The 23,985-nt window shown below is 74.0% G+C and carries 22 protein-coding genes and 1 pseudogene; 10 read left to right on the top strand and 13 right to left on the bottom strand.

Annotated features, from left to right (window positions below):
* Positions 1–105: 105 nt before the first annotated feature.
* From VG276_01660 to VG276_01650, 3 genes are read right to left on the bottom strand one after another with little or no spacing between them, the layout of a single operon-like run.
* Entirely contained in the window at positions 106–1,413 is a 1,308-nt protein-coding gene (locus VG276_01660; GenBank protein ID HEV8648113.1) for a BREX system ATP-binding domain-containing protein, read from the bottom strand.
* Complete coding sequence (locus tag VG276_01655) at positions 1,410–2,489, bottom strand: BREX system ATP-binding domain-containing protein (protein ID HEV8648112.1); 1,080 nt, start codon at positions 2,487–2,489, stop codon at positions 1,410–1,412. Before VG276_01655 ends, VG276_01660 begins: the two co-directional genes overlap by 4 nt.
* A 6-nt stretch (positions 2,490–2,495) precedes the next feature.
* Positions 2,496–3,356: a hypothetical protein gene (locus tag VG276_01650; protein ID HEV8648111.1), complete on the bottom strand. Its 861-nt coding sequence runs from the start codon at positions 3,354–3,356 to the stop codon at positions 2,496–2,498.
* A gap of 513 nt (positions 3,357–3,869) precedes the next feature.
* Here VG276_01650 and VG276_01645 point away from each other — a divergent pair.
* The 5 genes from VG276_01645 to VG276_01625 all read left to right on the top strand — a co-directional run bounded on the left by VG276_01645 (position 3,870) and on the right by VG276_01625 (position 7,704).
* Positions 3,870–4,742, top strand: coding sequence for a leishmanolysin-related zinc metalloendopeptidase (locus VG276_01645; GenBank protein ID HEV8648110.1), 873 nt, complete (start codon positions 3,870–3,872; stop codon positions 4,740–4,742).
* Between the two features lie 97 nt (positions 4,743–4,839).
* The gene (locus VG276_01640) at positions 4,840–5,121 is read left to right on the top strand and encodes a hypothetical protein (GenBank protein ID HEV8648109.1); all 282 of its coding nucleotides are present in this window, start codon (positions 4,840–4,842) and stop codon (positions 5,119–5,121) included.
* 149 nt (positions 5,122–5,270) lie between these two features.
* Positions 5,271–5,876 (top strand): class I SAM-dependent methyltransferase, encoded by a 606-nt coding sequence (locus VG276_01635; protein HEV8648108.1) that lies wholly within the window; start codon positions 5,271–5,273, stop codon positions 5,874–5,876.
* A 220-nt stretch (positions 5,877–6,096) separates the two neighbouring features.
* Positions 6,097–6,291 carry a DUF2905 domain-containing protein gene (locus VG276_01630; GenBank protein ID HEV8648107.1) on the top strand — a complete coding sequence of 65 codons (195 nt, stop codon included), beginning with the start codon at positions 6,097–6,099 and terminating at the stop codon, positions 6,289–6,291.
* Between the two features lie 411 nt (positions 6,292–6,702).
* A complete protein-coding gene (locus VG276_01625; GenBank protein HEV8648106.1) occupies positions 6,703–7,704 on the top strand; it encodes a heparan-alpha-glucosaminide N-acetyltransferase domain-containing protein in 1,002 nt (333 codons plus the stop codon).
* Here VG276_01625 and VG276_01620 read toward each other — a convergent pair.
* From VG276_01620 to VG276_01600, 5 genes are read right to left on the bottom strand one after another with little or no spacing between them, the layout of a single operon-like run.
* Entirely contained in the window at positions 7,694–8,617 is a 924-nt protein-coding gene (locus VG276_01620) for a polysaccharide deacetylase family protein (GenBank protein ID HEV8648105.1), read from the bottom strand. The genes VG276_01625 and VG276_01620 overlap by 11 nt on opposite strands.
* Before the next feature lie 18 nt (positions 8,618–8,635).
* Positions 8,636–9,331 carry a hypothetical protein gene (locus tag VG276_01615; protein ID HEV8648104.1) on the bottom strand — a complete coding sequence of 232 codons (696 nt, stop codon included), beginning with the start codon at positions 9,329–9,331 and terminating at the stop codon, positions 8,636–8,638.
* Between the two features lie 20 nt (positions 9,332–9,351).
* Positions 9,352–11,460 (bottom strand): transglycosylase domain-containing protein, encoded by a 2,109-nt coding sequence (locus VG276_01610; GenBank protein ID HEV8648103.1) that lies wholly within the window; start codon positions 11,458–11,460, stop codon positions 9,352–9,354.
* A complete protein-coding gene (locus VG276_01605) occupies positions 11,457–12,800 on the bottom strand; it encodes an alpha/beta hydrolase-fold protein (GenBank protein ID HEV8648102.1) in 1,344 nt (447 codons plus the stop codon). Before VG276_01605 ends, VG276_01610 begins: the two co-directional genes overlap by 4 nt.
* Complete coding sequence (locus VG276_01600) at positions 12,797–14,557, bottom strand: phosphatidylglycerol lysyltransferase domain-containing protein (GenBank protein ID HEV8648101.1); 1,761 nt, start codon at positions 14,555–14,557, stop codon at positions 12,797–12,799. Before VG276_01600 ends, VG276_01605 begins: the two co-directional genes overlap by 4 nt.
* Before the next feature lie 261 nt (positions 14,558–14,818).
* Here VG276_01600 and VG276_01595 point away from each other — a divergent pair, with 261 nt between their 5' ends.
* Both VG276_01595 and VG276_01590 read left to right on the top strand, forming a co-directional pair.
* Positions 14,819–16,219: a N,N-dimethylformamidase beta subunit family domain-containing protein gene (locus tag VG276_01595; protein HEV8648100.1), complete on the top strand. Its 1,401-nt coding sequence runs from the start codon at positions 14,819–14,821 to the stop codon at positions 16,217–16,219.
* 12 nt (positions 16,220–16,231) lie between these two features.
* A complete protein-coding gene (locus tag VG276_01590) occupies positions 16,232–17,302 on the top strand; it encodes a DUF3048 domain-containing protein (GenBank protein HEV8648099.1) in 1,071 nt (356 codons plus the stop codon).
* Between the two features lie 171 nt (positions 17,303–17,473).
* On the opposite strand, the gene VG276_01585 is transcribed toward VG276_01590, so the two are convergent.
* On the bottom strand, positions 17,474–18,919 hold the full coding sequence (locus tag VG276_01585) for an ATP-binding protein (protein ID HEV8648098.1): 1,446 nt from the start codon (positions 18,917–18,919) through the stop codon (positions 17,474–17,476).
* Complete coding sequence (locus tag VG276_01580; protein HEV8648097.1) at positions 18,916–19,587, bottom strand: response regulator transcription factor; 672 nt, start codon at positions 19,585–19,587, stop codon at positions 18,916–18,918. The genes VG276_01585 and VG276_01580 overlap by 4 nt, the downstream gene beginning before the upstream one ends.
* 226 nt (positions 19,588–19,813) lie before the next feature.
* Here VG276_01580 and VG276_01575 point away from each other — a divergent pair, with 226 nt between their 5' ends.
* Entirely contained in the window at positions 19,814–20,095 is a 282-nt protein-coding gene (locus tag VG276_01575) for a hypothetical protein (GenBank protein HEV8648096.1), read from the top strand.
* Between the two features lie 45 nt (positions 20,096–20,140).
* On the opposite strand, the gene VG276_01570 is transcribed toward VG276_01575, so the two are convergent.
* The gene (locus VG276_01570; protein ID HEV8648095.1) at positions 20,141–21,367 is read right to left on the bottom strand and encodes an RNA-guided endonuclease TnpB family protein; all 1,227 of its coding nucleotides are present in this window, start codon (positions 21,365–21,367) and stop codon (positions 20,141–20,143) included.
* 191 nt (positions 21,368–21,558) lie between these two features.
* Here VG276_01570 and VG276_01565 point away from each other — a divergent pair.
* Positions 21,559–21,672: pseudogene (locus VG276_01565) on the top strand (transposase).
* A 615-nt stretch (positions 21,673–22,287) separates the two neighbouring features.
* On the opposite strand, the gene VG276_01560 reads toward VG276_01565, so the two are convergent.
* A complete protein-coding gene (locus tag VG276_01560) occupies positions 22,288–23,217 on the bottom strand; it encodes an ATP-binding protein (GenBank protein ID HEV8648094.1) in 930 nt (309 codons plus the stop codon).
* A 133-nt stretch (positions 23,218–23,350) separates the two neighbouring features.
* On the opposite strand from VG276_01560, the gene VG276_01555 reads away from it, so the two are divergent.
* Positions 23,351–23,650, top strand: coding sequence for a hypothetical protein (locus tag VG276_01555; protein HEV8648093.1), 300 nt, complete (start codon positions 23,351–23,353; stop codon positions 23,648–23,650).
* Positions 23,651–23,721: 71 nt separating this feature from the next.
* On the opposite strand, the gene VG276_01550 is transcribed toward VG276_01555, so the two are convergent.
* A partial coding sequence (locus VG276_01550) for a winged helix-turn-helix domain-containing protein (protein HEV8648092.1) occupies positions 23,722–23,985 on the bottom strand: 264 nt, incomplete at its 5' end.

Genomic DNA, 23,985 nt, shown 5'->3' with positions numbered 1-23,985 from the left:
GCCATGGCAAATGGTGAGCATGTGACGCCGACCTAGACAAGCGATTCGAGTGCTCCTCTGCCAGCTCCCGCGTCGTCGTACTGTAAGGGGGGCGGATCCGGTCGGTCAGTTCGGGGTCAGGTCGTCACGCTCGGAGCCCTCGAGCTCGGCGTCCTCCCGGTAGCCGAGGGCAGTCGCGACGGCCTCGCCCACCACCTCGGTGGCGGGCGTGAACTCGGGGTCGAGCCGGACCAGGTCCCACTCGTTGATCCACGCCCGCACGTACTGGCGCATCCTCGTGGCAGCCAGGCGCTCCAACCCGGCGACATCGGGCGGGTCCCAGCCGAACGCCTCGCCGTGCAACTCCTTCAAGCGTGCGTAGGCGCGATCCAGCTCCGCGGCGTCGGGGGGCGCAAGCAGAAGCATCTCCCGGTCGATGACGCGCATGCCCAGCTCGGCCCGAGCGGCGACCTCGTCGGATTCGTGGGTCTGGCGTGCTCGCAGCTTCGCCGGCACCACGTCACGGTCGTTCTTGCCCGACACCACCGCCGCCTCGAAGTCGTCGGTCATGGCCAGCACGGCGACCAGTGGGAGACCGGGGTCGGTCTCGTCGCCCCGCACCCAGCGAGCCAGCTCCGCGTAGGAGCGGCCCCGCTGCTGCACCGAGTAGCGGCCGATCAGCTCGACCTCGTCGAACAGCACCACCCACCCGGCGTAGCCGGCCGCGGTGAACAGGCGCGCGGCAAAGCGCAACCGCTGTCGCGCGAGGTCGCGCGCGGCAACGGCCGGCAGGGCGAAGCGCGCCTCTCCGGTCTCTCTCAGCCGGCGGCGCAGGTCGGCCACGCGGATCGGGTCGCCGGACCAGAACCGGATGATCGCCTCGGCCAGCTCCCCGTCGTTGGCACCGAGCCGGCCGAACAGCAGCAGCGTCGCTGCGAAACGCTCGTTGAGCTCGCTCTGAGGGGAGTTCACCCAGCGGGACAGCTCGACCCAGGCGGCGCTGTCGGCGTCGAGCGCGACCGCCGCCTCGGCCAGCGCCGAGCCCTGCTCGTACCCCTGGGGCAGCAACGCGCTCTCAACCGCCGCGCGGAACACCTTGACCGGGTCGTGCAGCGGTGTCTCCTTGCTGATCACCACCCTGCTCACCACGAAGTCGGCCTGCAGGGCGAGATGCGTCAGGTGCTCGAGCAGGTGGCTCTTGCCTGAGCCGAACCCGCCTCCCATGAGCAGGCCGCCCGGACGCGGTGCCCCCACCGGACCTTCCCGGACCTGATCCAGCAGCGCGACGAACCGGTCTTCGATGTCGGTCTGGGCCGACCCCAGGGTTGCCACCGCTGCCCGGCTCGGCACGCCCGAACGCAGCGCCTCCACGGCGCGACGCGCCGCGACCTGCCGGTCTTCCCAGGCTTCCGTGGCTGTCAGCGGACCGCTCATCGGATCACCTCCAGCCGGACGTCGAGGCGGACCAGGGCCGCGTACGGATTGGTCCGCCGGCGGTCGCGCACCTCGTCAGCGACGCGGAGCTGCAGCGCACTGTAGGCCGGGAGGCCCCGCACCTCGTCGGTGACCAGCTCAGGCGGCATCACCACGGCCATGAGCACCGACGACAGGCTGTCGGTGGCGTCGATGAGCTGGCGGACCACCTCGTAGGCATCCAGCACGGCCGCCTTGGAGTAGTACACGCCCTCGCGCTGCTCGACCGGCGGCCGCCGGCCGACCGCCAGTCGGGCGAGGTCGAAACCGATCACCAGCCCGGCCGTACCGACGGTCGGGAGCCAGCGCGCGAGGCTCGCCAGCAGCGACCGCGCGTTGTGCCGGCCGATCCGGCCATAGATGAGCGCCGAGCGCAGCGCCGGCAGTGGCACCCGCTCCCCGCGCAGCCAGCCGAGCACGGCGTCGCGCTCGACCACGTCGACGTCACCAGCCCCCAGCTCGGCCTGGCAGAGCCGGAGCATCGCGAGCCGGAACTCGTGAGCAAGGCCGGTGTCGCCGAGCAGCGCCTGCTCGAGCTGGCGGCGCACGCTGCGATACAGCTCCCGAGGGTTCACGTCATAGGCGGCGGCGACGGCAGGGACGGTCAGCCCGCCCGACGGCTCGGGTTGCGCCAGGCCGGGAGCGCCGGGAGCGCCGGGAGCGCCGGGAGCCAGGGCATCCGCGTCGGGAACGGGGAAGGCGGCCGCGTCATAGGCGGCGCGCACGGCGCTCGTGGCGAGGGCGTGCCAGTCGACCTGGCGGGCGACTGCAAAGAAGACCTGGTCGACCAGGTGCACTCGGTCGCTGGCGGCGTCGACCGCGGCGAACAGGTAGCCCTCGGCCCTGGCGGCCGCGGCCAGACCCGCATGGAGCCGCTCGGCAACCTGGTCGCCACCGACGACCGCGACCTTGACCGAGGCGCCACCCCGGCGGATGAAGTCGGCCAGGTACTCCTTGTGGAGGAACTCCAGGTACTCGTCGACGCCGAGGCCCGCACCACCGATCGGCAGCTCGCCTTCGGGCGGCCGTGTCGTCATGTCGCATCAGCCTCCAGCGGTCGGCGACCTCTCGGCCTCCGCTTCCAGCTTCAGGCCTCCCGCCGGGCCGGCCCCGGTGGGCTGAGAAGGGAGCGAGAACGCGATCCCCCAGTAGCGGCGCTGCTGACCGCCTCGCGTGACCGTGGTCAGCACCCCGGCTCCCCTGGTGCCGGTGCTGGCGCTCCAGCGCAGTTGCCGGCTGCTGCGAGAGGTCGTGGTATGGCCGCTCTGGTCCAGGAGGTACAGGTCTCGGGCGAACTCCTGCTTGGTGTACTCCCTGGCCTGCCCGGGAAGCACGGTCAGCACCGCCCAGATGTCGATCAGGCGGACCACGGCGTCGGACTTCTTGCCGTCGCGGGCCACCACCAGCTCGTAGGCGTTGCGCAACGAGTCGAGGAAGGGCTCGGGCCGGAACCGGGGACCCCTGCGTTGCGCGGCCGCCAGGAGGGCGACGACGACCGAGGGGCGCAGCCGCCGCTCGCGCTTGCGGTCGATCTCGAGCGCGGCCTGGTCAGGCAGGATCCGCACCAGAGAGGGATAGCAGAGCAGGCGCTCGTCCTCCTCGAACAGGTCCACGCCAGCGGTCGCGGCTGCGGCCAGCAGTTCCTTGGCGTAGCCGCCCGAAGCGAGGTATGCCTGCTCGTCGAAGTCGTACCCGGCCCGGAGCGACCCGGCCGCCTCGGCGAGCTGCGCGGCGAGCGTCTCCGCCACCTCCAGCGCCCGGCGCAGCTCACGCGTCTGCCCTGCCGCCGCGCCAGCCTTGACCCGCTTCAACTCCCTGGTCAGTGCCACGGCGCTCTGTAGCGTGGCGGCGGCCTGGGCCTCCGTCGCGGACAGCGCCACCTCAAACGTTCCATCCTGCGGCACGCTTACTCCTTGCCTCTGCTGTATCGACATGCCTTCGAGCACCCGCACGACCGGGGACCACGGCCCGGCAGCATACACGGCAGTCACGTCATTGCGGCCCGCCCGAAGAAGGCAACTCTACCCGAGCGCGCTCACCCGGCGTGAAGCACCTCCACCGCGCAGGAGCACCTCCACCGCACAGCGGATCCCGGGCGCCTGCGAGAGCCACCCGTCCCCGGTCACCTTCGGATTCGGAGAGCCACCTGTTCCCCGTCACCTGGGGAGAGCCGCCCCTCCCCCGCCACCTGAGGAGAGCCGCCCGTCCCCCGTCGCTGAAGCCACCACCGAGTGCAGCCAAGTGCTGTTGTAGCAGGCCGTCCTGTTGTGGCAGGCCGTCCTGTCCACGGCACATCCATAGGGGGACATCTCCACATCCATAGGGGGACATCCCATAGGTATCAGGGGCGGGTGGTGTGCGCTCTGGTGCGCGGGACGAGTCCTCGCCCGCGGGCGCCGAGCACCGGAGGAGCAGCAGTGGCCACCTACGAGACCTACCAGGCACGAGCTGATGCGGGGCGGGCCCAGGCGCTTGCCGCGACCACCTCGCCGTTCACCATCGAGGTCCGGTTCCTCGGGGGGCTGAACGCCGCTCAGCAGGCCGCGTTCACTGCGGCTGCCGACCGCTGGACCAGGGTGATCGTCGGTGACCTCCCGAGCGTGCTGGTCGACGGCGAGGTCATCGACGACGTCGTGATCAACGCCCAGGGCGTCGACATCGACGGTCCGGGCAGGATCCTCGGTCAGGCGGGCCCAACCCACATCCGGCCCGCGTCGGCGGGCGCCGCGGCGTTCCTCACCGCCAAGGGGATCATGTCGTTCGACATCGCCGACCTGGCGAAGATGGAGGCCAACGGCACGCTGAACGACGTCATCACCCACGAGATGGGCCACGTACTCGGCATCGGTACCCTGTGGGAGCGCAAGGCCCTGCTCAAGCGGGCCGGCACCTCGAACCCGACCTTCGCCGGGCCCGGTGCCATGGAGGAGTACCGCGTGCTCCGCCACGCCCAGCGCCGCAGGCGGGTGCCGGTCGAGAACACCGGTGGGCCTGGGACCGCCGACGGCCACTGGCGGGAGACGGTGTTTCGCAGCGAGCTGATGTCGGGCTTCATTGCCGCGCCTGGCAACCCGCTGAGCCGGATGACCACGGCGAGCCTCGGCGACCTCGGCTACCAGGTCGACCTCGACGCCGCCGAGCCGTACGCGCTGCCGGACCTCCTCGCGCTCGCCGAGGCGGGCGAGCTGGTGGCCCACGCCGCCCCGACCGACGACGGCGTCGTGCTACCCGTCATCCCGATGGTCCTCCCGCCCGACAGCCTCGAGGTCCGCCCGTCGGGAGGGCGGTGACATGACCGGTGAGGGTCGCCCTCCTGGGGATGAGGGTCGCCCTCCTGGGGATGAGGGTCGCCCTCCAGGCGAGCCCGACACCGACCCGGACGCCGGCATGATGCTGCGACCGGAGGCCTTCGTCCTGGGCGACGACGCGCTGGTCCCGGCGTCCAACCTCGTCCGGCCCGTCCCCAACCGTTTCACCCACAAGCTGGTGGTCGACGAGCCGTACTGGTTCGACCGGCCCGGACATGCCCGCGACCCTGGCGGGGTGCTCCCGGCCGGGACGCCGGTCGTGCTGCTCGTGGAGGGCGCCAGCCGCTGCCGTGTCGTCGACGGCAGCGGCCTCTACGTCGAGGTACGCTGTTCGAGCCTGCGCAAGCTCCCCGACGCTTGACCTCTCACCTGGGCTCCACGACCGGAACATCGCGTGCCTGGACACCGGCGACGGGCCGCTCGCCAGGAGGGGAACTCCGATGAGAAAGCGGGAGGAGAAGGTTGGGCGAAGCCCTCGGCGGGTCACCTGACAGCGGCCGTACCGACGGCCTGCCAGGTCCGGTGCCACCGAGGCGGGCCGAGGACTTTGACGCGCTCTACACCGGCACGCCCCCCTGGGACATCGGCCGGCCCCAGCCGGCGTTCCTGGCGCTGGCCGAAGCGGGTGCCGTCCGGGGCCGGGTCCTGGATGTGGGCTGCGGGACCGGCGAGCACGTGCTCATGGCCGCCGGCCTCGGGCTCGAGGCGACCGGCATCGACGTCGCGGCGGCAGCCATCGACGTCGCCGAGGGCAAGGCCCGGGACCGCGGCCTCGCCGCCCGGTTCCTCGTCTGGAACGCCCTCCAGCTGGCCTCTCTCGACGAGCAGTTCGACACCGTGCTCGACTGCGGGCTGTTCCACGTCCTCGAGGACGACGACCGCCCTCGGTTCGTCGACAACCTCAGGGCGGTGACCCGACCAGGCGGCCGCTACTTCATGCTGTGCTTCAGCGATCGCCAGCCAGGCCACTTCGGCCCCCGTCGGGTGACCCAGGACGAGATCAGGGCCAGTTTCGACCACGGGTGGCAGGTGGATTCAATCGAGGCAGCCAAGATGGACATCACCATCAGTCCCAACGGCGTCCTGGCCTGGCTGGCGGCCATCACCCGGACCTGAGCGGCCAGAGCGTCCAGATGACCGCAGCCCGGCGGCGCGGCGGTTCGGGGTGATGCTGGCGGTCAAGACGGCGGTCGGGGCCGTGGTTTGGGGCCGCGGTTTGGGGCCGCGCCTATCGCTGTCCCTGATCTTCGGCACGCTCGCCGCCGGACCCCTCATGACTCAAGCGGCTGGGACTGGGTACTCCCAGGTCGTGGACTTGCAAGCCCTGGGGCGAATCGTGGCTGGGGTCGGGATCACCCTGGTGGTGGTGGGCGCCGTGTTGTGGCTGGCCGGCCGGCTCGGGCTCGGCCGGCTCCCAGGCGACGTGGTGGTGCGCCGGGGCTCCTTCACGGTCGTGTTCCCGCTCGCCACCAGTCTGCTGCTCAGCCTGGTGGCAACCATCCTGCTGAATCTGTGGCTCCGTAGCCGCTGACGGCCAGTACACCGACCAGCCCAGATGGAAGGACTTCCGGGAGTCCAGCCACCCGGGCTGGGAGTCGGTGAGTCGCTACCGCCCGAGGAGGCGCCCGGCCGCACCGCTGTCGCCGTCGGGACGACGGTGCTGCTGTCGCCGTCGGGACGACGGTGCTGCTGTCGGCCGGGCGCCGGCCGGACCGCGCCCTACAGGGGCTGGACCGCCGTACCAGCCGCGGTGCCGTCGGTCCAGGGCCCGTCAGGCTCTCGTCCTCGCCACATCTCGGGACCTGTCGTCTACCGTGGTGGCCGACTCATGAAGGAACTGTGGAGAACGATGCGGAAGGCAAGCGATGGCGCCGTGCGTTCGGCGGTCAGGGAGGCGCCAGGCTGCACCACTGGTGAAGGGAGGCCGCGGCGCGGTCGGGTCGTGTCGATCGACGCGGTGCGGGGACTGGCCATCGTGGGGATGTTGCTGGTCAACGATGCCGGCATCCCGAGCGCCATGCCCGGCGGGCTGCGGCACGCCGGCTGGTACGGCCTGACAGCAGCCGACCAGGTCTTTCCGCTGTTCCTGTTCAGCGTGGGCGCGTCCATGCCGCTCTCTGAGCGCGCTCAGCGACCGGTGGTGGTGCTGCGGCGGGTGGTCGCGCTGTTCGTCATCGGCAGCCTGCTGGTCTCGGCCAAGCAGCGGCACCTTGGTGTCTCCACCGGCGTGCTGCAGCAGATCGCCGGCGGCTACCTGCTGGCCTGGCTGCTGCTCCGGCTTCCCCGCCGATGGCAGCTGCCGGCCGCGACCGTCCTGCTCGGCGGGCTGTGGGCGGCGTTCACCTTCGTCTCGGCCCCAGGGGTGCGGCCTGGGTCGTGGGCGCCGGGCAGCAATCTGGCCGAGTTCGTCGACCGCGCCGTGATCGGGAGGTTCTCCGAGCATGGGCTGCTGGTGATGGCGGCCAGCGCCGTGAGCGTCTTCGGGGGGGTGCTGGCCGGGCGGCTGCTGCGGCGCGCCTCCGACACTCCGGGTGCCGCCACGAGCAGGCTGCTGGCCTCTGGGCTCGCCGCGGTTGGGCTCGGGCTCCTGCTCGCCACCGCGGTCCCGCTCAGCAAGCCGCTGTGGACACCGTCGTTCGTCGTGCTGACCTCAGGCATCTCGACCCTGCTCGCGGGCGCGGCCCACCGGCTGGTGGACCGGGGCCCGTGCGGTCGCTGGGCCCAGCCCCTGATCGTGCTGGGCAGCAACGCCCTGGTGGTGTACGCGGGCTCCGTGGTGGTGTTCGCCGCCGCGCTCAAGCCGTGGCAGCCTGACCTGGTCCGCGCCCTGCAGGCGGTAGGCGGGGAGGCCTTCGCGGCGGTGGCGTATGCCGTGGCGACCGTGCTCGCCGCGTGGGCCGTGGCCGCGTGGCTGTACCGGCGGCGGATCTTCGTCAGGGTCTGACTGGGTCGGTGTTCGGCTCGGCGTCGGCCAGCGCCGCGGCGGTGACGAACCGGAGGCCCCTGTCCAGGACCCGCTCGACCACGGCCGGAAGGGCCGCGACCTCGACCGACCGGCGCGCCCGCAGCAGCCGCGCTGCCGCGCTCCCGCGGGCGAAGGTTCCCCTGCCGATCCCGTCGTGCAGGGCCACGATGTCGCCCGCTCCTACCGTGCCCGCGAGGTGGTCCGCGACCGCTCGTGGGGTCCCCACCCCGGCCGGGCCGCGCGCCACCGACCACAGCAGGATGTCGCACCCGAGTTCGGCGGCAGCCTCGACGGCCGCCCCGGTCAGCTCGCCGCGCGGCGGGCGGAAGAAGCGCGGCCGAACGCCGGCCGTGTCCCGGATCGCACGGAGCCCGTTCTCTACCTGTTGGCGGGTGGCGGCTGCCGACTGGAAGGCCAGGTCCTGATGGGTCCAGGTGTGGTTGCCGAGCTCGTGGCCGGCGCCTGCCACCGCCCGGAGCAGGTCGTCGTGCCTGACCGCGTTGTAGCCCATGACGTTGAAGGTGGCATGGACGCCGTAGCGGGCGAGCACCTCGAGGATCCGCGGCGTGAACTCCGGGTCGGGGCCGTCGTCGAAGGTGAGTGCGAGCACCGGCTCGCGGGTCGGCACCGACCAGATGATCTGCTGGCGACCGAGCCGCCCGCGCGGGTCGTCGGGGATGGCGCAGGCGGATCGTTCCCGGCCGCCCTGGTCCCGCCGCCGGATGTCGTAGGAGGAACCGGCGAGGGCCAGCCCGGCCGCGCCCAGTGTCGCCCTGGCGAGGATCGTGCGGCGGTCCACGGCAACCTCAGCCAGGCCGCCGGCGTGCAGGATGCCGCCCCGGTTGGAGAACGGCCCGCCGTCGTCCGGCCGGAAGGGGTGGCCGTGGGGCATGCCGCCGCCTCCTCGGGGTCAGGGCCGGGGTCGGGGTCGGGCGGTGCCGCGGGCCCGGCTGGGAACGGCGCTGGCCGCCAGCCGCGCCCGGGTGGGGTCGAGCCGCCACCGCGGCCACCGGACCGACCGCAGCACGAGGGCACCGCCGACCCCGACCGCGGCCGCGACCGGGTGCTCGACGGTGGCCAGGTTGGGGGCCAGGGCCAGGTCGATCGCCAGCCCGGCGGCCAGCACCACGGCGACCGGCAGCGACCGGGTCGAGGTGGCCAGCGCGGCCGTGGCGGCGACCACCACCGCCGAGGTGCCGACGTCCAGGGCGGCGAGGCTCCCGCCGGGCCCCGCCCAGGCCAGCCAGCACAAGTCGGCGAGGACGGTGGGGAGGACGTGACCGAGGGCACCGATGACGAGCAGCCGCCGGCTCCCGATGACCGCCTCCAGCGGACCGAGCACCAGCCAGGTGGCGGCCACCGTCCAGGCCGCCTCGACCGGCCGGCGGACCAGGAAGGCGCTGCCGAGCAGCGGGACCAGGGCGCCGTGGGGCAGGCCGGCGGCGCGCCAGGCGCAGCAGGCGGCCACCGCCCGGTGGCCGCCTGCCTGGTCGCGCCACAGTGCGCTCACGGCCAGGGTGAGCAGCAGGAACGCGACCGAGACAGGTGCGGTCGCCAGCAGGCCGCTCCTGGCTACCCGGGCCCGGAACGGTCGCCGGTAGGCCATGACGCGACCGAGGGCGGCCGTCAACCCGGCCCCCGGTGGTGGCGGTGGTGGCTGCGCCCACCCCGCCCGGCAGGGGCCGCGCCGGGCGGGGTGGGCAGCTCGAGGACGGGCCGCCCGGCCGCGCCGGGCAGGGCGGGCAGCTCGAGGACGGGCAGGCCGGCGAGGGCGGCCGCCATGTACTGCTGGAAGATCAGCGCCGGGAAGGTGCCGCCGTAGACGGGCCCGCCGTTGAACAGGTGGGCCATGGGGACCTGGCTGGTCGGGTTGCCGACCCACACCGACGTGGCCAGCTGCGGGGTGAACCCGGTGAACCAGGCGTCGGCGAAGCTCGTGGTGGTCCCGGTCTTGCCGGCCACCGGCCGGTCGATGGCGGCCCGGAAGCCGGTGCCGCCCGGCGCGACCACGCCGCGCAGGATGCCGGTCGCGGTGGCCGCCACCCGCGGGTCGACCACCTGCTGGCAGGACGGCTGCCCGGCGAGCAGGACCCGACCGGTCGGGCCGGTGACCCTGGTGATCGCGAGCGGCCGGCAGTGGACGCCGCCGTCGGCCAGCGTGCCGTAGGCGGAGGCGAGGTCGAGCGGGCTGACGTTCTCGGTGCCGAGCACCAGCGAGCAGTAGTCGCGCAGTGGTGCGGTGACGCCCATGCGCCTGGCCGCTTCGATCGCTGCCGGCGTGCCGACCTTGACCATCAGCTGGGCGTAGTAGGTGTTGACAGACTCGGCCGTCGCCCGGGCCAGGCCGATGCGGCCGAGTCCACCGGTCTCGGCGTTGTGAACCGTGTACCCCGTCGAGCACTCGGGGGCGGTGACCGTCCTCGGCTGGGCGGTGTCGAAGCTGGTGCTCAACGGGAGCCCCTGTTCCAGGGCGGCGACCAGGTAGAAGACCTTGAACGAGGAGCCGGGCGGGAAGCCGCCGCCGCCCTCGCCAGTGGCCAGGTCGACCTGGGAACGGGCGAAGTCGCGGCCCCCGACCATGGCGACGATCGCGCCGCTGGCCGGTTCGACGCTGACCAGGGCGGCGTCCGGGCCCGCCCCGGCGGGCTGGTCGCGCACGGCGGTCCCGGCGGGCTGGTCGCGCACGGCGGTCCCGGCGAGCTGGTCGCGCACGGCCGCCTCGGCGAGCGCCTGCTCGTGCGGGCGCAGGGTGGTGACGACCCGCAGGCCACCCTCGAACACGGCCCTGGCCCTGGCCGCCGAACCGGCCGGGCCGAGGGTCGCGTCCAGCGCGTGGGAGCCGAGGAGCTGGCGGGTCACATGGTCGACGAAATACGGGTAGCGGACCGTCTCCGCATGGACCTGGGACCGCAGCGGCTGGCGCCTGGCCGCCGCGACCTGGGCCGGGGTGGCGAAGCCGACCGCCGCCATCCGCTGGAGCACCTCGTTGCGCCGCTGCAGCGCAAGCCGGCCCGCGGTTGGCTTGAAGCGCGCCGGGCTGGCGATCGTGCCGGCCAGGGCGGCCGCCTCGGCCAGTGACAGCCGCCCGACCGGCTTGGAGAAGTAGTGCTGGGCCGCGGTCGCGATCCCGTACACGCCGTCGCCGAAGTACACCAGGTTCAGGTAGGCGGCCAGGATCTGGTCCTTGGCCAGCCGCCGCTCGAGCTGGGCGGCGTAGACCGCCTCGACGAGCTTGCGGTGCAGGCTGACCTGGTCGCCGGTGACCATGTTCTTGACGTACTGCTGGGCGATGGTGCTGCCACCCTCCAGGGTCCTGCCACTGCGCAGGTCGGCGGCCAGCGCGCGGGCGATGCCGCGCGGGTCGAGCGCGCCGTGCTGGTAGAAGCGGGCGTCCTCGACGGCCAGGACCGCTTGCCTGACCCGGACCGGAATGGCCGCGAGCGGCACCACCGTCCGGTCCTGGCCGCCGTGGAGCACGGCCAGCACCGAGCCGTCGGCGGCGTAGACCACCGAGTCGGCCGGGGGGCGGGCCAGCAGGCGAGCCAGCGACGGCATGCCGGCGACCTGGCGGTCGGCCGCGGCGCTGAGGGCAGCCATCGAGGCAGCCAGAGGGACCAGGGCGAGGCTGGCCGTCACGGTGATGGCGAGCAGCAGCCCGCCGAGCCGGGCCCAGGAGCGCCCGATCGACCGGGGCGCCCCGTCGAGGTTCCCCGAACCGCCCCACGCCGGGCTCATGCGGTGACCCTCGGGAGCCGGGGCCGGTCGGCCAGCGAGCCGGCCACCGGATGCTGCAGGCGGGCCTGTTCACCGGCCAGCGACACCCGGGGCGGGCGGGCCCGGTCGGCGGCCAGCGACACCCGGGGGCGGGCCCCGGCCAGGTGGGAGCTGGCGAAGGCGAGCGCATAGGGGGCCTCGGCGCGGGCCCCGCGCCAGGTGTGGGTGGCCCCGCGCACCTCGGTGAAGACCGCCTGCTGGCCGCGGGCCTGGAGCATGCGGGCGAGCCGCGCTGCCTCCTGCCGCACGGGGTCTTGGCTGCCGGCGACCAGGTCGACCGCGATCGGGCGGTGGAAGGCCATCGTGGGGATGTAGTCGGCGGGGGCGTTGGCCAGCCACAGGGCGCGGCTGCCGCCGAGCAGGGTGCGGGTCACCGCGCCCGGGTCGCCGTAGGGCATGAGCGACAAGATCACCGAGTAGGTGTCCTGGTGGCGCAGGCCGAGGTTGAGGGCGCCGTAGCCGCCGCTCGAGACCCCGCCGACGGCCCGGCCGGCGCGGTCGGCGATGGTGCGGAAGCGGGTGTCGATGGTGTGGACGAGCGGGCCGACGAGGTAGCTTTCGACCTGGGGGCCGCCGACCTGGTTGAGCATCTCCGAGTCGTGCAGCCAGCCGCCGCTGGCGTCGGGGGCGACCAGCAGCATCGGCTTGACCAGGCCGTCGGCGAGCATCGCGTCCATGGTCCGCTGCACCTGGGCGGCCCGGAACCAGTCCTGCGGGCCGCCCGGGTAGCCGTGCAGCAGGTACACGACCGGGTAGCGGTGGGTCGCGCTGGCCGGGTCGTGGTAGCCCGGGGGCAGGTAGACGTAGGCGCGACTGGGTGGCACGTCCAGGCGCGGGGCGCCGATCTCCAGGCTCAGGACCTGCGAGCCGTGGCCCCGGCCGTTCCAACCGCCGGGGGTGGGAAGGTCGCCCAGCAGCCCGGGCAGGGTGGGGATGTAGCCGACGTAGGTGTTGAGCCCGGCCAGGCCGGTGAGGGCGGCCAGGGTGAGCAGCCAGGCGGCCAGCCCGGCGCGGCGCAGCCAGCGGTGCTGCGGCGGCGGCCCTGCCAGGCGCCGCCGGCGGCGCCACAGGGCGGTGACCACGCTGGCCACCAGCAGCGCCCCGAGCACGCCCGCGACCCAGGGGCTCTCCAGCGGCCCGGCCCGGTCGACCCGGTGGAGCAGGCTGGCCGGGAGGTGAAGCAGGCCGCCGGCCACCCGGTGGAGCTGGTGGCGGGCGGTCACCAGCGGGTGGCGGTGGTGGAGGTGGTGGTCGGGCTGGTGGCCGCCGACCGCCGCCAAGGGCGGGGGCGGCCGCCTCATCGCGATCCTGTTCTGGCCGGGCTCGACGGGCGCAGCCGCCAGGGCGGGCAGAGCAGCCCCTCGGCGCGCAGGACGGCCAGCGCCACCCGTGGCAGTGCCTCGGGTGCTTCCACGGCCAGGTAGCGGGGCTGCCAGCCGGGGCAGAACTTGCGGTTGAACCGGTACAGCGTCTGGATCTGGAACGGCCCCGACAGCCGCCGCAGCAGCCAGCCGGCCACGCGCAGCCGCGCGGGCACGCCCGGGCCGGCCCCGGCGGCCAGCACGGCCCGCAGCACCGAGAAGTTCAGCGACACCCGCCTGATCCCCAGCTCCGGGAGCCGGCGGGCCGCCTCCACGACCAGGAAGTCGTTGAGCCAGGACGGCGCCTGCCGGTCGCGGCGCATCACGTCCAGGCTGGCCCCGTCGGACCCCCAGGGCACCAGATGCAAGAAGCCGCGGAGCCGGCCTGCGGGGTCGCGGGCGGCGACCACCAGGGTGTCGGGGTCACGCGGGTCGAACAGCCGGCCCAGCGCCATCGAGAAGCCCCGCTCGGCCGTGCCGGCCCGCCACCGCCACGCCACCTCGGCCAGGACTGCGACCTGGGCGGGGGCAAGCTCGCCGGAGCGGCACACCAGCGAGGTGAACCCGGCTCGCCGGGCCCGGTTCCAGCTCTGCCGGGCGATCCGCATCCCGCGTCCCTCGAGGGTGAACCGGTCCAGGTCCAGCACCGCCTCGTCGCCCAGGTAGATCGTGGTCAGCCCGGCGTCCCGCCAGGCGGCCGCGGCCGCCGCACCGCAGCCGAGCACCCCCGCGACCCGGCCCTGGATGGCCGCCGCCCCGCAGAACGCGGCGATCGCCCCGGGCCACTGCCCCGGCGGGCCGAGCGGGTCACCGGCGGCCAGCGCCACCGGCCCGACCGTGCCATAGGCGATCAGGGCGTCACCGGCCCGCACCACCGCGCGGTCGTCGCGCAGCGCGAAGTAGGCCAGCGAGTCGCCCGAGGTGGTCACGGCCTCGGCCAGGTCCGGGTCGGTCGTCCGCCCGGCCAGGGCAGGGGCGAGGGCGCGGGCGGCCACGAGCAGCACGCCGACCCAGAAGACGGCCGCCAGCGAGCCTGGGAACAGGCGGCCGAAGCGGCCGGCCAGCTCCACCCCGGCCCCCAGCCCCAGCGCCATCCGCCCGACCTCGACCACCACGCCCCCAAGGCCGAGGTCAGCACGGACGTCGTGGTCGTTGGCGACCAGGCCGAGCATGCCGTAGGCAAGGGTCGCGGCGGCAACCGTCAGTGCCGGGCCGAGCACGGCCCGGTGCTCGCCCAGGGCGGCCCGTGCGGGGAAGCAGCCGGCCTGGCCGGCGAGCAGCCCGGCCAGGAACGCCTCGGTCAGCGCCTCCTCGACGTCGAGGCCCTTGACGACGTGCAGGGCGGCGCTGCCGGCGAGCAGGCCGACCGCCGCCAGCCAGGCGAGCCGATGACGCCGCCGCAACCCGCCAGCGAGCAGCAGCAGGCCGACGCCGGCAGCGGCCACGGCGACCGTGGCCCCCCGTGACACCGCTCCGGGGACGAAGTCGGCGAGCAGCCGCATCCGGTCCCGCTCGGCCGGCAGCAGCGCCGACACCAGGTTCACGAGCCCGGCGAGGACGGCCACGGCGGCCGCCAGCCGGGGGACCCGGTCACGGCGCCAGGGCGGGGGGACGCGAACAGGTCCCTGGCTCGGCCCGGTCGCATCCTGGGCCGGGACCTCGAGGGGCTGGCGGGGAGTGGTGACGGTGGCTGGCATCGCTGGCTCCGGGCTCCCGGACCACGCCACCGGCGCACCCATCCGTCCCTCCGTCGCGTCGAGCCGGCCCGGCAAGCGCCGGCGTTCCCATCCTGATCGCGGGCCTCGACCGGTCCCAGTCCGGCCTGCATCCTCGTGGCCGGGACGCACCGCACGATCGGACCCAGCTTTCGCCATTCCGCATGAGAGGACGATGAGACGGGGCCGGAGGCCACCGCTCTCACGGCGTTCTCATTCCCGGCACGCTTGCATGGTCGGACGATGCTGAGGACGAGGCTGAGGTCAGGGCACTGGAGAAGTCGCCTGACGAGGCGGTCGCGCCATCTCGCCCAGGCCGGGCTGACCGTGCTGCTGGCCGCCGGCCTGCTCGGGGCGGTCGGCCTGCTCGCCAGACAGGGGGTGGTCTGGCTGCTCGCCAGGCAGGAGTATCGGGACCGGGACCAGGCGCGAGCGGCCGGGACGCGCCCGCAGCGCTCCCCGGCCGTGGCCTGGCCGGTGGGGTCGGGCTCGGCCGGCTGGGTGGCGCGAGAGAATCAGCGGCCCGGCACGACCGCCTGGCGGATCACCGACCTGGGTGCCGCCGACGCCGTCGAGGGCTACACCGACCACGTGAGCGCGCAGCGCGGCGACCGCATCAGGCTGTTTGTGTCCACCAGCCGCGCCGCGCTGCTGGTGCAGAACGCCGTGACCACCTGGCAGGCCTACAACCTGTGGGGCGGCTTCGATCTCTACCAGGGCCCAGGCGGGGCGTTCTCCACCCGCTCGCGGGTCGTCTCCTTCGACCGGCCCTACGGCCAGGCCGGGCAGGGTGCCGGCGACTTCCTCGGCAACGAGTACCCGCTGGTGCGCCTGGTCGAGTCCCTTGGCCTGGACGTGACCTACTGGACCGACGTCGACCTGCACGAGCGCCCGGCATGGCTGGGCCGCCACCGGGCGCTGGTCTCGCTCGGCCACGACGAGTACTGGTCCACGGCCATGCGCGGCGGCGCCGAGGTGGCTCGCGACCGGGGCGTCAACCTGGCCTTCCTGGGCGCCAACGCGGTGTTCCGGCATATCCGTCTGGCGCCGTCACCGCTCGGCGCGGATCGCGAGGAGATCAACTACAAGCCCCAGTCCGCCCGGTCCGACCCGGCCTGGCGGACAGACCCCAAGGAGGTCACCACCGACTGGCGCGAGCCCCCGCTCGACGACCCGGAGAGCACGCTGCTCGGGGACCTCTACGAGTGCAACCCGGTCGACGCCGCGGGCGTGGTAGTCGACCCTTCGGCCTGGGTGTTCGCCGGCACCGGGGTGCAGCCAGGCACCCGGCTTCCCGGGCTGATCGGACCCGAGTACGACCGGGTCCAGGCCGGCGCCCCACGCCCTGCCGGCGTCGAGCTGCTGCTCCACTCGCCGCTGCGGTGCCGGGGCCACGCGAGCCTCGCCGATGTGACCTACTACACCGCCCAGAGCGGGGCTGGGGTCTTCGACACCGGGACGAGCTCCTGGGTGTGCCAGCTGGACGCCGCCTGCGCCGACCACCGCAACGCCCCGGCCACCGCCCGCGTGGTCCGCCAGGCCACCGTCAACCTGCTGCGCGCCTTCGCCGAGGGGCGGGCTGGCCGAGGGTGGCCCGCCCGTCCCAACCTGTCCCGGTTCCACATCGCGCCAAGCGGGCTGTAGCAAGGAGGCCACATGCACCTACCCGCATCCCGGCGTCTCGGCTGCCTCGTGGTGGCCGCGCTGGTCACGTCCTTGAGCCTGGCCGGCTGCAGCCGCGGGGGCCCGGCGCCGGCCGCTACCGCTCCAGCGGCGCGCGGTTCGCCCACCACGACCGTGGCCAGGGCGCGGCCGACCGTCTTCCCGCTCACCGGGTTGCCCGCCTCCAGCGCCACTACCACCGGCCGGCCTGCCCTCTCGATCAAGGTCGAGAACACCCCGGCGGCCCGGCCGCAGGCCGGCCTGGATGCCGCCGACATTGTGACCGAGGAGCTGGTGGAGGGCGGCATCACGCGCTTCCTGGCGACCTTCCAATCGCGCGACGCGCCGCTGGTCGGGCCGGTGCGGTCGGCCCGGCCGGTCGACGCGGCCCTGCTCCGGGAGCTCGGCGGCGGGCTGTTCGGCTACGCGGGCGCCGCCGAGGGAGAGATCGCGCCCGTCCGTGCCTACTCGACAGCGACCCTCGTCGGCGTCGAGCAGGCGCCGCAGGCGTACTGGCGCGTGCCGAGCCGGCCGGCGCCCCACAACCTCTACACCTCGACCACTCGCCTGTACCAGGCTGGTGAGCGGCTGGGTGGCAACCGCCCACCGCCCTCACCGCTGTTCCAGTTCTCCGAGCTGGTGCCGTCGGAGGTCCCCGCCGCGCGCGGCATCGTGGTGCCGTTCTCGCCGGTCCCCGACTACGTGGTCACCTGGCGATGGGATGCCGCGGCGCGCGGCTATGACCGCTATCAGGGAGGGCGGCCTGCCATGCAGGCGGACGGCGGCGGGATCAGGGCCACCGACGTCGTCGTGCTCTCGGTCAAGGTCGGCACCATCCCGGGCCTGGTCGACTCCCTCGGCAACCCCGACCCGAACGTGCTCGTGGTCGGGCGGGGTGCCTGCTGGGTGCTGCGCGACGGCCGCGTGCTGCGTGGGACCTGGCAGCGCTCCTCGGTCGGGCAGGCGATGCGGCTCGTCGGGAGCGGCGGCCGAACTATCCCGCTCCACCCGGGCCGAACCTGGATCGAGCTACAGCCGGTGGGCTTCACTCCCCGGCTGCTGTGACCTGGCCCGGTGGCGCCGCGGCAGTGGCGCTGGGGCTGGGCGGTGGCGCTGGGCTGGGCGCTGGCGCTGGCGCGCGGGCGCTAGGGCGACCGCCGGGTCAGCAGGCGGGCGGCCAACCCGGTCTCCGCCAGCCTGGACTGGAAGAAGTGGTGGCGCCGGAGGACCGCTGGCTCAGCGGGAGGTCCGGCGCTGGCCGGGCTCGCCGGCGAGCGGGATCGGGGGATACGTGACCGGCTGGGCTGCCGGCAACTCGACCACGAACGAGCTGCCGCCGGCCGGGCGACGCTCGGCCCAGATGCGGCCGCCGTGCGCCTGGACCAGCTCGCGGCAGATCGCCAGGCCCAGGCCGGCGCCGCCCTCGGCTCGGGACCTGGCCGCGTCCACGCGGTAGAAGCGGTCGAAGACCAACGACAGCTCCTCGGCCGGGATCCCAGGGCCGGTGTCGTCGACGGTGAGGCGGACCCGGTGGTCGTGGCGCTGGAGCCCGACCGTGACCAAGCCATCGGCCGGGGTGTACTTCACCGCGTTGTCGAGCAGGTTGGCGAGGACCTCGCCCAGGCGCTGGCGGTCGCCGACCACCTCCGCTGGCTGGCCGCGCAGCGCAAGGCGGATGCCCTTCGCCTCGGCCAGGGGCTGCATCCGGACGACCGCCGCCGCCACCACCTCCTCGAGCTGCACCGGGACGCAGAGCAGGGCCAGCCGCCCCTCGTCGCTGCGGACCAGGACGAGCAGGTTGTCGACCACCCGGGCCATGTGCTCGACCTCCTCCTCGACGCTGGCCAGGATCTCCCGGGCGGCCGCGGGCATGTCCGGCTCGCGCAGTCCCACCTCCACCTCCGCGCGCATCACCGCAAGCGGGGTGCGCAGCTCGTGGGAGGCGTCGGCGACGAGCCGGTGCTGCTGCGCCACCCCGCCCTGGATGCGGACGAGCATGCCGTTGAGGGTCGTGGCGAGCCGCGCCAGCTCGTCCCGGGCGCGCGGCACGGCCACCCGCTCGTGCAGGCGGTCGCCGCCGATCGCGGCCGCCTGCTCGGTGATGCTCGCCACCGGTCGGAGCGCCTTCTGGGCCAGCAGCAGGCCACCGAGCGCGGCCAGGGCGAGCAGCGCCGGCCCGGCCACCAGCAGCAGGAGCTCCAGGCGGTCGATGGAGCGGTCCACGCCGGCCAGCGAGGCCGCGGCCACGACCGCCTCGCCGGGGCGGCCCCGGAGCGGCTCGCCCAGGACCCGCACGCGCTCGCGCCCGTCGTCGGTGCGGACGCTGGCCCGCACCCGGTGCCCGGCGGCGAGCCGCTGCCGCAGGTCTGGCGGGAGCAGCGGACGGGCCGCCTCCGTGCCCCCGAACGCATCCAGCACGGTGCCGTCCGGGCCGAGCACCTGGGCCGCGAACCCGCCGCCCGCCGTGCTGCGCAGCGCCGCGCTGCCGGCTGGGAGCTCGACCGGGGCGCCCGCCTTGAGGCCCAGCTGCAGCTCGGCCAGGACCACGTCGAGCGACTGGTCCACGCCGGCGACCAGGTCGGTCCGCAGCCGCAGCAGCAGGAAGCCGGCGAGCGCGGCCACGATGGCGGCCAGCACCGCCGTGTACCAGACGGTCAGCCGCCAGCGGATGGGCAGCCTCACACCGACTCCAGGGCATACCCGACGCCTCGGACGGTCCTGAGCAGTGGCCGCCCGAACGGCTGCTCGAGCTTGCGGCGCAGGTAGCCGACGTAGACGTCGACGACGTTGGACAGCCCTTCGTAGTTGAAGTCCCAGACGTGCTCGAGGACCTGGGTGCGGGTGACCACCTCCCCGGGATGGCGCATGAAGAACTCGAGCAGGGCGAACTCGCGGGCCGACAGCTCCACCGGCCGCCCGTCCCGCGACACGGTGTGGGCGGCCGGGTCCAACCGCAGTCCACCGACGGTCAGCACGGCCGGCCGCTCGCCCGCGCCGCGGCGCACCAGCGCCCGCAGCCGCGCCAGCAGCTCCCGGAGCGCAAACGGCTTGACCAGGTAGTCGTCGGCGCCGACGTCGAGCCCGGTGACCCGGTCGGCGACGCCGTCGCGGGCGGTCAGCATCAGCACCGGTGCCCAGCGCCCCTGGACGCGCATGCGGCGGCACACCTCGAAGCCGTCCAGCCCGGGCAGCATGACGTCCAGCACGACCGCGTCGTAGTCGACCTCGGTGGCCAGGTGCAGGCCGTCGTCCCCGGTGGCGGCCACGTCGACCGCGTAGCCCTCCTGCTGGAGGCCACGCTGGACCGCCCTGGCCAGCTTGGTCTGGTCCTCGACCAGGAGTACCCGCACCATTCCCTCCTCGAGCCCCCCGCGCTCTACGATGATGCCACTCGGATGAGAGGACGATGAGGCGCTGCCCGGCCACACCGGTCCTCACGCTGCCTTCACACTCGTCCTCACGCTGCTTCCACACCCGTCCTCACGCTGCCTTCATGCCCGTCCTTACGCTGCCTTCATGCCGCGGGTGGTCTCCTGTTCCGGGGCGAAGATTCGGGACGCCGTGGAGGAGGATGTGTTGACCGAGGAACGGGCCGCCCAGCTCGTCGAACGGCTGCGGGCGCGCAACGTGCTGGCGCACGTGGCACGCTCCGGCGTCTACCAGTTCGGGATCCGGGTGGTCATTCCCGGCGGCCGCGAAGCGGTCTGGGACAACGACGGAGCCGCCGCCCTGGAAGCACAGGTGCTGCAGGACGGCGTCCTGGTCGGGTACGTGCCCACCGTCGCTGGCTCGGAGGAGTTCGACGACGACGCGGTCGTCGACTACATCGCACGCACCAACTACGACACCCTCACTTGACCTCCTCCCCGCCCTGAAGGGCGGGGATTCCCGGCCGGTGGCCGCTCATGCGGCACCGACCAGGGCGGTTCCTGCTTCAACCCCGACCGCCCGGCTCGCGCCGGGTCTGACATCGGGTCCACAGGCAGCAACGGCCAGCCCGGCCGCCAGGACGTTCTTCGCCGCGTTCAGGTCGCGGTCGTGGGTGGCCCCGCACGCCGGGCAGGTCCAGGTGCGTACCTTGAGCCCCGCCCGGCCGCTCGGCCCGCCACGGTGGCCGCACGCCGAGCAGGTCTGCGACGACGGGTAGAAGCGGTCCACTCTCACCAGCTCCCGCCCGTAGCGCTCAGCCTTGTAGGCCAGCATCGCCGTGAACTGGCCCCACCCGGCGTCGGCGAGGCTCTTGGCGAGGTTGGACCGGCCGAGGCCTGCGATGTTCAGCGTCTCCACGCAGACCGCTTGGTTGTCGCGGACGAGGCGCGTGGAGAGCTGGTGGTGGAAGTCCCGTCGGGCGTCGGCGACCTTCGCGTGCTGGCGGGCCAGCCTCCGGCGGGCCTTCTCGGCGTTCTTGCTCCCCTTCTGCTTGCGACTCAGGTTGCGCTGGGAGCGGCGCAAGGCCTTCTCCCGCTGCCGCAGCCAGCGGGGGTTGGCGACCTGCTCGCCGTTCGAGAAGGCAGCGAACGAGGACAGGCCAAGGTCGACCCCGACGGCACCCTCGACCGGCGGGAGGGGCTGGCGGGCAACCTCGACGACGAACGAGGCGTGGTAGCGACCCGCGCCGTCGAGGGTGACGGTGACCGAAGATGGCTCGGCGGGCAGCGGGCGGGACCAGCGGACCTTGAGGTCGCCGACCTTCGGCAGCCGCAGCCGACCGCTTGGCAGGACCCGGAACCGGCTGTTGCGGGTGAACCGGACCGCCTGGTCGTGGTGCTTGGCCTTGAAGCGGGGCTTGCGGGCCTTGAGCGTGGCCTGCTCGCCCCTGGCCCTGGCCGCCTTGTACTCCTTCACCGCCCGGAAGTAGTTGCGGTAGGCGCGGTGCAGGTCGTTGACCGACTGCACCAGCACGACACTCGACACCTCCGCCAGCCAGGCACGCTCGGGGGTCTGCTTGGCGAGGGTGACGACCCGGTGCTGCACCTCACCATCCGAGGGGTAGGGCAGTCCCGCCTTGTAGGCGTCCTCCCGCAGCCGCAGGCCGTCGTTGTAGACCACCCGGGCGCAGCCGAACGCGCGGGCAAGGGCCTGCCGCTGCGCCGCGTCGGGGTCCAGGCGGTACCGATACCTCGTCTGCATGCCGGCCAGTATCCTTGCTTGATGCGACACGACAACGACATCCGCCCTGGTCGGCACCGCGTGGTCGCGCTGCATGCCCACGTGGTGGTTGGGACCAAGGACCGGCATCGGTGTGCACCGCCGCGCCCGTGGCCCGCGTGGCGGCGGTCATGCGGGCGTGCTGCCGCGCCTTCGGCGGCGAGCGGGCCGCGTGCACCGGCGCGGCCGACCACGTCCACTTCCCCCCCGCTGTCGCGCTGTCCCGGCTGGTCAACTCCCTCAAGGGCGGCTCCTCCCGGCGGCTGCGCCAGGAGTCCCCGGACCTGGCCCGCCACTCCTGACGGGCACGGCGACGGTGGTCGGGGTCGCAGGTCGCCGGCGCGGTCGGCGGTGCCCCGCAGCGCGTCCTGCGGGCCTCCATCGGGCAGCAGCACCGACCGCACGACGCGCTTCACCCCCGGCCTGAAGGCCGCAGCCCCCCGCGGAAGATCGGTAGCGCTTGGCGGCCTGCTGCCGGGACAACGGCGCCAGCGTGCTCGGGGTCGCCCCTGGCTGGCGCCGGGCAGCGAGGATGGGGCTGGGGGGTGTCAGCTGGGCTGCGTGCAGGGTCGGCGAGTGCGTCAGGACCGCACGGCGGGTCACGCCCAGCGCGGGCACCGTGGTGTCAACACAGATCAGGCCGCTGACGCTTACCCTCCAGCTCCAGGAGCTCGCCGACCAGCAGTAGGCGCCGCGGCCGACGTGGGACGCCCGGCCGGCTACGCCGAGGGCGTGCGCGACCAGGTCCTGGTGGGCAGCGCAACTGGCGGCTCCGCGACGGCTGATGCCCCAAACGAGCCGGCAGCACTGCCCTACCTGGTGAGGCGCAGCAGCGGCACCTCTGGCGACCGCAGCAGCCGCGCCGTGGGCCAGGCGGGCGCCTCAACCGGCGCCTCGAGGCGTCACCGCGGATCCAACGGCGGGTGCAGCGGCAGCATCACGGCGAACCTGCTGCCGACCCCGAGCTCGCTCTCGGCCTCGATGCGCCCGCCGTGCGCCTCGGCCAGCTCCTTGCAGATCGCGAGGCCGAGGCCGCTGCCGCCCCCGGTGCGGGAGCGGCCCATGTCGGCGCGGAAGAAGCGATCGAAGACCCGGGGCAGCGCCGTGCGCGCGATGCCTAGCCCGCTGTCCCGCACCGACAGCCCGGCCTCGTCGCTGGTCTGCCAGACGCGTACCTGGATCGTGCCTCCGGGCCCGGTGTACGTGATCGCGTTGTCGAGCAGGTTCGTCACCACCTGCACGATGCGTGCGCGGTCGGCGACCACCTCGGGCCCCTCACCCTCCAGCGTGAGTGCGATCCGCTTGGCCTCGGCGATTGGCCGCAGCTTGGCGACGACCGCCGCGGCGACCTCGCCGAGGTCGACCGGCTCCCGCAACAGCTCCAGCCGGCCTTCGTCGGCGCGGGCGAGCGTGAGCAGACCCTCGACGATGCCGCTCATGCGGTCCACCTCCTCGATGCTGCTCTCCAGCACCTCGGCGCTGCCGTTGGAGCGATGGGCGTCGCGCAGGCCGACCTCCAGCTCAGCGCGCAGGATGGCCAGCGGGGTCCGCAGCTCATGGGAGGCGTCGGCGAGGAAGCGGCGCTGCTCGGTGACGCCGCGCTCGATGCGGTCGAGCATGGTGTTGAGCGTCTCGGCCAGTAGCGCGAGCTCGTCGTGGGCCGGTGGCACGCTGACCCGCTCGTGCAGGTCGTCGGTCCCGATCGCCCCAGCCTGGCGGGTCATGCTGGCGACTGGCCACAGGGCCTTGCCCGTGAGCAGCCAGCCGCCGCCGCCAGCCAGCGCCAACGCCGCCGGGACCGCGATGAGGAGCAGCAGCCGCAGCCGGTCCACCGACTCCTGCACCCCCGCCAGCGAGGACGCGACGACCAGGATCTCGCGGCCGCCCCCGCCGTCGAACGCCGTGGCCAGGACGCGGAAGCACTCGTGCTCCGGACCCAGCCAGCCGGACGCTCGCCCTCACCTGGTGGCCAGGCCGCACACCCTCCAGACGGTCCGGCCCGAGCAGCGGCCGCAGCGCGAGCGTGTCGCCCATGCTGGCGCGCACCCGGCCGTCGGGCGACAGCAGCTGGGCGGCCGACTCCCGCCGCGGAAGGCCGGCAAGGGCGGCCCTGCCCGCCGGCCCGAACCCGCCGTCTCCGAGCTCGTGGAGCGAGAGGAGGATCTCGGCGGCCCTGGCATCCAGCGAGCCGTCGAGCCCGGCGGCCAGGTCGGCGTGCAGGCGCAGCAGCAGGAAGCCGCTGAGCGCGACCAGGGTCAGACCTAGCAGCGCCAGGTACCAGGCGGTGAGCCGGACGCGGACCGGCAGGCGCGCGAGCCGCGCCGCGCCCGGCAGCCTCATGCCGGTTCCAGCGCGTAGCCGACCCCCCGCACGGTGCGGATGAGGGTCCGGCCGCACGGCTGCTCCAGCTTGCGGCGCAGGTAGCCGACGTAGACGTCGACGACGTTGGACAAGTCCTCGTAGTTGTCGTCCCAGACGTGCTCGAGGATGGCCGTGCGGGTGACGACCTCGCCGGCGTGGCGCATGAGGAACTCCAGCAGGGTGAACTCGCGCGCCGACAGCTCGACCGGCCTGCCCGCCCTGGTCACGGTGTGGGCCGC

The sequence above is a fragment of the Actinomycetes bacterium genome (genome assembly GCA_036000965.1).
Lineage (GTDB): Bacteria > Actinomycetota > CALGFH01 > CALGFH01 > CALGFH01 > DASYUT01.
Note: the sequence above shows the minus strand (reverse complement) of the source record. Positions and strands in the feature narration are given on the sequence as shown.

Bases quoted from the DNA above. Each gene is read 5' to 3' on its own strand.
- VG276_01620 (HEV8648105.1), bottom strand. From the start codon at position 8,617: ATGCCCCACGGCCACCCCTTCCGGCCGGACGACGGCGGGCCGTTCTCC.
- VG276_01595 (HEV8648100.1), top strand. From the start codon at position 14,819: ATGCTGAGGACGAGGCTGAGGTCAGGGCACTGGAGAAGTCGCCTGACG.
- VG276_01605 (HEV8648102.1), bottom strand. From the start codon at position 12,800: ATGAGGCGGCCGCCCCCGCCCTTGGCGGCGGTCGGCGGCCACCAGCCC.
- VG276_01660 (HEV8648113.1), bottom strand. From the start codon at position 1,413: ATGAGCGGTCCGCTGACAGCCACGGAAGCCTGGGAAGACCGGCAGGTC.
- VG276_01590 (HEV8648099.1), top strand. From the start codon at position 16,232: ATGCACCTACCCGCATCCCGGCGTCTCGGCTGCCTCGTGGTGGCCGCG.
- VG276_01600 (HEV8648101.1), bottom strand. From the start codon at position 14,557: ATGCCAGCCACCGTCACCACTCCCCGCCAGCCCCTCGAGGTCCCGGCC.
- VG276_01615 (HEV8648104.1), bottom strand. From the start codon at position 9,331: ATGGCCTACCGGCGACCGTTCCGGGCCCGGGTAGCCAGGAGCGGCCTG.
- VG276_01655 (HEV8648112.1), bottom strand. From the start codon at position 2,489: ATGACGACACGGCCGCCCGAAGGCGAGCTGCCGATCGGTGGTGCGGGC.
- VG276_01570 (HEV8648095.1), bottom strand. From the start codon at position 21,367: ATGCAGACGAGGTATCGGTACCGCCTGGACCCCGACGCGGCGCAGCGG.
- VG276_01610 (HEV8648103.1), bottom strand. From the start codon at position 11,460: ATGAGCCCGGCGTGGGGCGGTTCGGGGAACCTCGACGGGGCGCCCCGG.
- VG276_01640 (HEV8648109.1), top strand. From the start codon at position 4,840: ATGATGCTGCGACCGGAGGCCTTCGTCCTGGGCGACGACGCGCTGGTC.